Origin of the sequence: Mogibacterium pumilum (genome assembly GCF_002243385.1) — a bacterium.
Taxonomy (GTDB): Bacteria; Bacillota; Clostridia; order Peptostreptococcales; family Anaerovoracaceae; genus Mogibacterium; species Mogibacterium pumilum.
In genome coordinates, this window is sequence record NZ_CP016199.1 from 844,763 (window position 1) to 854,687 (window position 9,925).

Sequence of the window (9,925 nt, forward strand, 5' to 3'; positions counted from 1 at the left end):
ATAGTTGTATTATTATTCCTGTTTTTTAATCAAAATGAGTTAGTTATGTCTAACTATAATTTAAAATTGTTCACAAGTTAATATGGAAGGCAGAGGATATAACATGTACCTGAAGATTGACAGCATTAAGAAAAGCTATGGCACGGGAGATAGCCGCGTCGATGTTCTAAAAGGGGTAAATTGTGGCATAAACAAGGGAGAGATATGCGTGCTTCTTGGACCGTCGGGGTCAGGAAAGTCGACACTGCTAAATATATTAGGAGGTATCGATAAGGCAGACAGTGGGTCTGTGACTATAGGGGATGATAAACTTGAGAATTTCAATGATAAACAGCTATCTCAGTATAGACGAAAGCACCTAGGATACATCTTTCAGTCATACAATCTAATTCCTAACCTGACTGTGAGAGAAAACATTGAAGTTGGTGCTTATCTGAGTGACAAACCACTTCCAATAGACGAATTAATAGAGTTGCTTGGGCTTGAAGCACATAAGGACAAGAGACCAAATCAGCTATCAGGTGGACAGCAACAGCGAACATCGATAGGTAGAGCGATTGTCAAAAATCCTGACCTTTTACTCTGTGATGAGCCGACTGGTGCTCTTGATTACAATACTTCGAAGGAGATACTTAAATTAATTGAAGACATCAATAATAAGTATAGAAGCACGATAGTTATTGTTACGCACAACGTTGCGATTAGCCAGATGGCACACCAAGTTATCAACCTTCACGATGGTAAGATTAGGAGCGATGAGAAGAATTCGAGCAGAATAGCTGCAGAACTGATTGAATGGTAGGTGTGGCTATGAAGAATCCAATATATAAAAGAGTCTTTAGAGAACTCTGGGATGAAAAAGGAAAGTATTTAGTGTTGTTTCTTTTTCTAGTTTTCTCCATAGGATTTACGAGTGGTTATATTGTTGCTGATAGCAGCATGCTCCGTACTTATAACGAGGGCTTTGATAAATACTCTATCGAGAACGGTCATTTTAGCGTTGCGGTTGAACCAAATGCCGACTTAGATACGGTAATAGACGACCTTGAAAAGAACCAGTCGATTAAAGTACAGAAGCAGTTTTACAAAGAACAAGACGTGACATCAGGCAAACACAAGGGAGATACATTACGAATTTACAAGAGCAGAAAGACATTAAACAAGATATCCATGATGTCTGGTCATTTGCCAAAACAAGCTGACGAGATAGCTATAGACCGTCTATATGCTGAAAATAATAAGATAAAAATCGGTGACATTTTAAGCATAAATGGGCATAAATTCAAGGTATCGGGGTTTAGTGCATTCTCCGATTATAGTGCGCTTTTTAAAAATAATGCGGACATGATGTTCGATGCGCAGAAGTTCACGGTGGCTGTAGTGACAGATGATGCGTGGGATAAGCTCGGAAATAACGGTATCGTTTACTCATATGCATGGCGAAACAACAATCAGAAACTGTCTGAAAAGGCGCAAAAGGATAAGGCTGTAGATGTAAAGGTTGAGCTGATCGGTAAGCGGGTGATGCTAAGTGATATAATCGCTAGACCAGATAACAATGCGATTATGTTTACCGGCAATGACTTCGGGCATGATATTGTGATGATGCAGTGGATGCTGTATATCATCATGGCGGTAATAGCGTTCATATTTGCGATTAGCGCTAGAAACAGTATCGAGAAAGAGTCGAAAACGGTTGGAACGCTGAGAGCAACAGGATATACACGCAGAGAACTTTTATCGTATTACATGATGCTCCCTATAATAGTATCGTTTGTAGCGGCGGTTATAGGGAATTTGCTGGGATATTCCTGGCTCAAGAAGTACATTGCAAAGGCATATTATCATAGTTATTCGCTTCCGATGTACACGACTCACTGGAGCAGCGAAGCCTTTATTAAGACGACGTTAGTTCCAATTGTAATTGTTCTAGTAGTCGATATCATAGTACTTTCCCTGGCGCTTAGAACTGAACCGCTTCAGCTACTCCGTGGCGAGGTGAAGAGCAAGAGCAAGTCGAGAAATCCTCTTACATTACCTAACTGGAGATTTATTTCTAGATTCAGAGTGAGAATAATACTACATAATATGGGTGCATATGCAACTCTGGCGATAGGAATTCTGATGGCGAGCATACTCATGATGTTCGGAACCATGCTAGGACCGATGTTGAGTCATTTCAAGACAGATGTACTGAAAAGTCAGATAGCTACATATCAGTATGTACTAAAAGCCCCTTACGATGTTAAATACGAGAATGCTGAGAAGTATGCGTTCTCAACGCTACAGAACGATCGAGATGAAGAGGTTTCGGTATTTGGAATCGAAGAGAATTCCAAATATTTTAAAGGGAAACTAATTGATGATGGTAAAAGCATAAGCCAAACTGATAACGAAAGTGACAATGCTGCGTCAAACGATTCAAATACTAAGTATGACGACGGCAAGAAAGAGATAGAAATTCTCGCTTCAAGTGGATATATGGAAAAGTATCGCTTGAAGGATGGTGCAAAAATAAAGCTACATGCGAAGTTTGGCGATGAGAAATACACATTTGTGGTGAAGAGAACTTACAAATATCCATCTTCACTGGCCATCTTCATGCCTATACGGAAGTATAACGAGGTATTCGGGAAAGCCGCGGATAATTATACGGGATATTTCTCGGATAAGAAGCTAGGTGAGATAGATAATAACTTTGTTGCAACGATTATCACTAAGAAGGATTTGACACTTACAGCTGATCAATTAGAATCATCCATGGGTGAGATATTTGAGATGTTCGGAGCCTTTGCTTGTACGCTATACATGCTGTTCCTGTATCTGCTTGCAAAGTCCGCGATTGAGAAGAGTGTGAATTCGATTTCACTGGTCAAGATACTCGGGTATTCAAATAGAGAGATAGGTCTGTTGTACAATTGTGCTACGGGCATAGTGGCGATTTCATCGCTGGTAATATCGGTGTTCCTAGCAGAGCGGATTATACGAGAAATGTTTTATTACATGATGCTTGATTACAGCGGCTGCCTTGGGTATTACATAGCTCCATCAGTATACATTAAAATTCTGGTGCTGGGAGTAGCTGGGTACTTCTTGATATCAAAGGTGCTGATGCGTCAGATTAAGAAAATTCCAATGGCGATCGCTCTAAAGCAAGCGGAGTAACGTTATAAACTTCTACAAATATCTAGCCTCATTAGTGCATTGGAAAGCCACTATATCGGTTGATGTTTCAACCGGTATAGCGGCTCTTCTGTTTTGTTATACAAGATATATGTAGTGTAGGCTTATAAGTCAAAGAAGTTTAGATTTCATATCCAGCTATACTATAGTTAGTATTCGATTATAGTTGTTGCTAGCTTATCATCCTTAGCTATGATAAGCGCACAAGAGCGCTTGCTTCCACCGCGAGGGTTAGTTAGGCTTCCGGGGTTGATAAACCTTATACCTGATGAAACTTCGTTAACTGGAACATGAGTGTATCCGAAGCATACGGCAGCACAGCCGTGATAAGATACAAGATATTTGAGGATAAGTAGCGAGGAATTTACACCTGACGCATGACCGTGCGTAATCAAGATTTTACCGGCAGGTGTATCAATAATTTCAAAAACTTCCCTGTTACAGCCGTCGCAGTTCCCCGGTACACAGCTAACCGGGGTGCCTGTTTGCTTTTCTATCTCGTGGGCATCCTTAATGAAATCGCCGCAGTGGATAATGCGGTCTATCTTGCAAATTGAAGTTGATATACGTTCGTACATTTCGAGTGCACGGTCTAGTTCGCCATGCGTATCACTTAAAACCAAAATATTCATATGGATATTGTAGCATATGGGATGTGATTCTTATACTTGTTTTGCGCGAGGTCAAGAATTAAAATATAAATGAATAGTTTTGAGTGAGGGAAAACAGTGATTACAAGAGGAGTTACAATTAGAGAGGGTTCGCTGGCAATCCATGGGAGATGGTATATGGACGGGCGCGAAGAGAAGCACCCAACTATCATAATATGTCACGAATTCGGTACCAATATGAGATCAACAAGTAGGTATGCTCAGATGCTTTGCAAACAAGGGTATGCTGTTTTTGTATTCGATTTTTGCGGCTCTGAAAGTGGGACTAGCAGAGGACGAAAGCCTACGGAGATGAGTGTTACCACAGAAGTTGTCGATTTGCTTGTGGTGCTCGATTATGTAGAAGATAGACCTTTCGTAAATACTAATGCGATATTCCTCATGGGATGTTCCCAGGGAGGTCTCGTGGCTTCGCTCGCTGCAGAGAAGCGTAAAGATGAAGTCAAGAAACTAGTGCTGTACTATCCCGCACTATCGATACCTGACGACGCTCGTAAGGGTTCAATGCTCGGAGCTGTATTTAACGGCGAAGAGATTCCAGATAGCTTCAAGGTGATGAACGACAAGTTCAGGGTTGGGAAAAGATACGTAGCAGATGCAATCGTGATCAGCGAGTGGCGTGAGATGATGAGGTACAAGAATCCTGTGCTGATTGTACACGGCACGGATGATGAGCTGGTGGATATCGACTATGCCCGTAAGGCGGCAAAGATATTTCCGAACGCAAAGCTTATAGAAATCGAGGGTGGAAAGCACTTGTTTCCTACACTCGAAGAAAGAAAAATTGCTGTTGCTGAGACGATAAGATTCCTTTGGGAGTAGCGAGCGGAGGCGATTGGTGATACAATTTATAAAGTACAGATTTGTAAGTTGTTTAAAGACACTAGGAGGAAGCAAGATGCAGGAGTTTAAACCTTTTAAGGCTGGTAAGGTGCGAGAGATTTATGATAACGGTGACAACCTAATCATGGTTGCTACAGATAGAATTTCGGCGTTCGATCACATTCTTAAGAACGATATCGTTGACAAGGGTGCAATCCTGACACAGATTTCGAAGTTCTGGTTTGATTTGACGAACGACCTTGTGCCAAATCATTTAATTTCAGTAGATAACAATGATATGCCTGAGTTCTTCAGAAACGAGAAATTTGCACGTCGTAGCACTATGTGCCGCAAGCTAGACATGCTGCCTCTAGAGTGCATCGTTAGAGGATATATTACAGGTAGTGGCTGGGCAAGCTATCAGGAGACTGGTGAGGTTTGTGGAATCAAGCTTCCAGAGGGACTTAGAGAGTCTGAAAAGCTCCCTGAAGCGATTTATACACCTAGTACAAAGGCTGAAATCGGCGATCACGATGAGAATATCTCGTATGAGAAGAGTATCGAAGTGCTTGAGAAGGCATACCCAGGAAGGGGAGAAGAGCTAGCTCGTAAGGTTAAGGAGTTGACACTTGCCGTATACAAGAAGTGTGCAGATTATGCGCTCGAGAGAGGCATTATAATCGCTGATACTAAGCTTGAGTTTGGTTTAGATGAAGAGGGTAAAATCGTACTTGCTGACGAGGTTCTTACACCTGATAGCTCGAGATTCTGGCCAGTAGCAGGTTACGAAGTAGGAAAGTCACAGCCATCATACGACAAGCAGTTTGTAAGAGACTGGCTCAAGGCAAATCCAGACAGCGACTACAAACTACCTGACGAGGTAATCGCAAAGACAATCGAGAAGTACAAGGAGGCGTATAAGCTTTTGACAGGGAAAGACTTCTAAGGTGTATTAATAAGACTTTTATTGAGAGCCGTAAATGCGGCTCTCAAATTATATAGGGTGATTATGGACTTTATATTTTTTCTAAGTAGCATTTTACTCGGTATAGGTCTAGCGATGGATGCATTTGCAATATCTATTGCGAATGGTATCAGTAAGCCAGATGCAGAGCTTGGATATGTGATAAGAGTTACAGCGGTGTTTGCATTCTTTCAATTTGCGATGCCTCTGCTTGGATGGTTTCTGGTGCACAAGGTTGTAAAAGCTTTGGGCGCATTTGATAACCTTGTTCCGTGGATTGCACTACTGGTGCTTGGTTTTCTAGGGGTGCGCATGATACGTGAAGGTTTAAGAAATGGTAAGTCTGAATCGGAGGTCTGTATAGGTGGAGATACAAGTACTGATACTAGTATGAAAGTCTGTAGCAGTGATGTAGATCGAAATATCGGGAACACTTTAGAGCTTACAGCTATGACGCTTTTACTGCAGGGGATTGCGACATCTATCGATGCTTTATCTACGGGATTTGCAATAGTCGATTACGATGTTAAGGCAGCCTTTGTATGTTCGACGATCATCGCATCTACGACTTGGATAATGTGTTTTACTGGGATGAGAATTGGTTCAAGGTTAGGTAATTTGTTCTCTGCTCATGCGACAATTGTAGGCGGCGTAATTCTTGTAATTATTGGCATAGAAGTGTTTACAAAAGGCACACTGCTGTAATAAAATTACACTGCATGATTATTATAATCTTTAACACGAATTTTTTAATATAAGGAGATATCAGATTGGAGATTTTCTTTAAAATCGTAAGTCTGCTCGGCGGACTTGCAATGTTTCTTTATGGAATGCGCATCATGGGTGATGGACTAAAGTCAACATCAGGTGGTGCGATGAAGGCGGCACTTGCTAGAGTTACTGACAAGCCATTTAAAGGATTCTTGCTTGGACTTGTTGTAACCTGCATGATTCAGAGTTCTACTGCGGCTATAGTCCTTACAGTAGGTCTCGTTGGGGCAGGATTCTTGACTTTTAGACAGTCGATAGGAATCGTCCTCGGTGCTAACGTAGGAACTACGATTACTGCACAGATTATCAGACTGATGGATGTTAAGGCTGGTTCTACTAGTATTCTTTCATTCTTTAAATCTGACAATCTAGCGCCGATGGCGCTCATTGCTGGAATAATTCTGATTATGTTCGTGAACTCAAGAGCTGCTAATACGGCTGGAACCATCCTGATGGGATTCGGTACGCTGTTCGTCGGACTTATGAACATGAGTGCAGCAGTATCTCACATGGGCGATGTGCTTAGTAAGCTGCTCGTTTCTTTTGAAGGAAGTCCGCTACTTGGATTCTTCTCAGGTGTGTTCGTAACGGGAGTTATACAGAGTTCATCCGCTGTAGTCGGAATACTACAGTCGATCGCAAGTACCATCGGTATTAAGTTCTGCGGAGTATTTGCGGTAATCATCGGTATTGATATCGGTGACTGCCTGACTACTTATCTAGTGTGCCGCATAGGTGCAAAGCCGGAGCAGATCAGAACTGCGCTCATTCACATTCTATACAACGTAACGGCAGCTATTCTTCTGTTCGTAGCTGTAGGTGTGCTCAGAGGAACAGGCGTTATCGACGACCATATCTGGTATATGACACTTAAAGCAGGTGGAGTCGCTAACGTACACGGACTATTTAAGCTAATCCCAGCACTGATGCTTCTTCCTTGCGCTGGAGTATTTGCAAAGATTGCAGAGCGACTTGTTCCTGATCAGCCAGAAGATCCAGAAGATACCATGATCAAGGAGAGCATCAAGCAGCTCGACCTCAGACTTATCAACAATCCTCGTATCGCTCTTGGTGAAACTCACACCATGACCAGCAATATGTTCGAGGTTGCACTACATAACTATACTGCTTGTATTCAGCAGATGTATGAGTACGATCCAAATAGAAATGAGCGTATGAATCAGCGCGAAGACATGATCGACAAGATGACAGACGTGGCTGACAAGTACGTAATTGAAATTTCTCCTCATATAACTCTTGACTATGACGATAGATTCCAGAGCTTCCTGATGAAGGGACTTGTGAGTATCGAGAGAATCGGTGACCTGGCAATCAATATCATGGATACCATCAAGAGTATGAAGGAAGATGATGTTGAATTCTCGAGAGTAGCTATGGCTGAAATAAGACTTCTTCTTACAGCAATTAATGATATTCTCGAATTAACTGCTGATGCTTACAAAGAAAGCAGCTATGAGAAGGCTAAGAGAATCGAGCCGCTCGAAGAAGTTATCGACGAGATGGTTGATGAAGTAAGACGAAGACATATGTGGAGAATGAAGCACAACCTTTGCGATGTGGTGAAGGGTATTAGCTTCCAGAATATCTTACAGAATCTAGAGCGTATCTCTGACCAGTGCTCTGACCTAGGTGTTAATATACTCGGTATCGAAGATGATAACATCTATGGAAATGAGCATCAGTACCTACGTGATATACATCACTCGGACGATGAGACTTATAATCAGCTTTTTGCAAAATACAAGGCTAAGTACATGGGAGTTCTCGACTCCATGTCAGCTGATTCAACCGATTACGATGATGCAGAAATTGAGAAACAGCTTCAGCTCGATATTATAATGTAATAAAACGGATATGAAAACAACTAACAAATTGCTTTTTGAATTAAATGATGGGGTGTATGACTCTCTTCTCGAAGATACAGCAAGCACCATTGAGATTTCCAGACTCAGAGGGAGACTGTGTAATGCCATCAGTGGCTTTGAGAAAGATTTCGGACAGATGGAGGTTTCTGTCTACAGCGCTCCGTTTGCGATTCCGCTGCTCGGAGACTTTACAGAAGCTCAGAATGGCGCGGTGCTTAGTGCGGCCATAGATAGCGAGCTTGTAGTTGTGATATGTGAATCCGAAGATAAGATGGTTCACGTGTATTCTGAAGCTGAAGGTATACTCGAGTTAGATCCTTGGGGACTCAGAAGAAATGAGAATGAGGTTCGTACTGAAAAAGGCCTTGTTAGAGGGATGCTTGCTGAACTGAAACTTCGAGGATATAAGATAGGTGGATTTAATGCCTATGTTCTTGGACGTGCACCTTTCAATCTCAATGAGATATATGTACCAACCTTTGAAGTTGTGATGACTAGGGCGATATTTGAACTATTTAACCTTGGGGAGCTTAATAAATATGAACTGGCGGAGATAGGGCAATGCGCATCTAACTCGCACTACGACGTACCTAGTGGTACTGCAAGGCAACTCGCTTCTTGTATGGGTGGATTCAGCTTTGCGGATTTTAAGAAACCAGGACTTCCTATTTCAAGCAAGGTCTTGGGAGAAGTTCTGCCGAGAGATTACCGGTTGGTGCTCACGAAACTGTATCCAAAGGCAATTCTCAATGAGAGGACGGATATCGCGGCACTTGGGGATATCGTCCATGAGCTTAGACAAGTTGCAGGCATTATCGGAGCTAGAGTGCTTAGGGATGTCAATAACGATGTTCTCATAGGCTATGCAGAAGAGATAAGGGATAAACTCGGTGATAGGGCGCTTCTCAGAGCGTTCTGCTATATGGGGGAAATCGTTAGGACATTAGAGGCTAGTAGCTATATAATCACTAATGATATCGAGAGATTCATAAACACATTTAAGTCTGCAAGTGACTCTAGATTCAAATACCTTCAATCTTATGGCGTTGCAGGTGCTCCGACATTTGAAGAACTTGCGATTGCAATCTCGGTGAGCGATGAGCTTCTCTATGATAGCGGTACTACCGCCATCATAGGGGATGGCAGACAGGGTATATCTGCTGCCATTGCGGCAACGGGAAGAGTAGAATCATATATTAAATCCATGCAGAAGATATTCGGTGACGATAATGGAACTGAAATATCTGAGATATATGAATTTAGTAAGACCAGACAGTTTAGGTTAATATAGCGATATAAAGTGGACTAGATAATCAAAAGAGCTCCAAGCAGATTATATCTGCCTTGGAGCTCTTTTGTTAGTGTGCCGGGCATGGCACAGTTCTTACTGGTGAGAGTCCAGTCACGGGTATTTACCGCCAAGTGTAGCGAACCGCAAGCGGAAAGCAGTAATGCTCAAGTGAAGGAAGCGGTGTAGCAAAGCCATCGAGCCTACGAACAGAAACCGGATACAAGGCTAAACGGTGGGTGAGGTTGCTACACAAACCGAAGCCCAAAAGGTAAACGTATCACCGAGACAGTAAATCTGGAGGTTGTGTGGCGAAAGAACTATGTCTTACCCCGGGAGA

Annotated in this window: 8 protein-coding genes; 7 read left to right on the forward strand and 1 reads right to left on the reverse strand. The window is 42.2% G+C overall.

Translation table 11 applies throughout. The annotated features are described in order from the left end of the window. Positions 1–103 precede the first annotated feature (103 nt). A complete protein-coding gene (locus tag AXF17_RS04050) occupies positions 104–802 on the forward strand; it encodes an ABC transporter ATP-binding protein (RefSeq protein WP_094233922.1) in 699 nt (232 codons plus the stop codon). A gap of 8 nt (positions 803–810) precedes the next feature. After that, entirely contained in the window at positions 811–3,165 is a 2,355-nt protein-coding gene (locus tag AXF17_RS04055) for an ABC transporter permease (protein ID WP_094234735.1), read from the forward strand. Between the two features lie 167 nt (positions 3,166–3,332). On the opposite strand, the gene AXF17_RS04060 is transcribed toward AXF17_RS04055, so the two are convergent. Then, positions 3,333–3,815, reverse strand: coding sequence for a YfcE family phosphodiesterase (locus tag AXF17_RS04060; RefSeq protein ID WP_094233923.1), 483 nt, complete (start codon positions 3,813–3,815; stop codon positions 3,333–3,335). Between the two features lie 96 nt (positions 3,816–3,911). Between AXF17_RS04060 and AXF17_RS04065 the strand changes: the two genes are divergently transcribed. The 5 genes from AXF17_RS04065 to AXF17_RS04085 all read left to right on the forward strand — a co-directional run bounded on the left by AXF17_RS04065 (position 3,912) and on the right by AXF17_RS04085 (position 9,588). Then, complete coding sequence (locus AXF17_RS04065) at positions 3,912–4,676, forward strand: alpha/beta hydrolase (protein WP_157682562.1); 765 nt, start codon at positions 3,912–3,914, stop codon at positions 4,674–4,676. 76 nt (positions 4,677–4,752) lie between these two features. Further along, entirely contained in the window at positions 4,753–5,622 is an 870-nt protein-coding gene (locus tag AXF17_RS04070; RefSeq protein WP_094233925.1) for a phosphoribosylaminoimidazolesuccinocarboxamide synthase, read from the forward strand. A gap of 63 nt (positions 5,623–5,685) precedes the next feature. Further along, the gene (locus tag AXF17_RS04075; protein ID WP_094233926.1) at positions 5,686–6,345 is read left to right on the forward strand and encodes a manganese efflux pump MntP; all 660 of its coding nucleotides are present in this window, start codon (positions 5,686–5,688) and stop codon (positions 6,343–6,345) included. 65 nt (positions 6,346–6,410) lie between these two features. Beyond that, positions 6,411–8,276: a Na/Pi cotransporter family protein gene (locus tag AXF17_RS04080; protein ID WP_094233927.1), complete on the forward strand. Its 1,866-nt coding sequence runs from the start codon at positions 6,411–6,413 to the stop codon at positions 8,274–8,276. Positions 8,277–8,286: 10 nt separating this feature from the next. After that, complete coding sequence (locus AXF17_RS04085) at positions 8,287–9,588, forward strand: galactokinase (protein ID WP_094233928.1); 1,302 nt, start codon at positions 8,287–8,289, stop codon at positions 9,586–9,588. Positions 9,589–9,925: the final 337 nt, after the last annotated feature.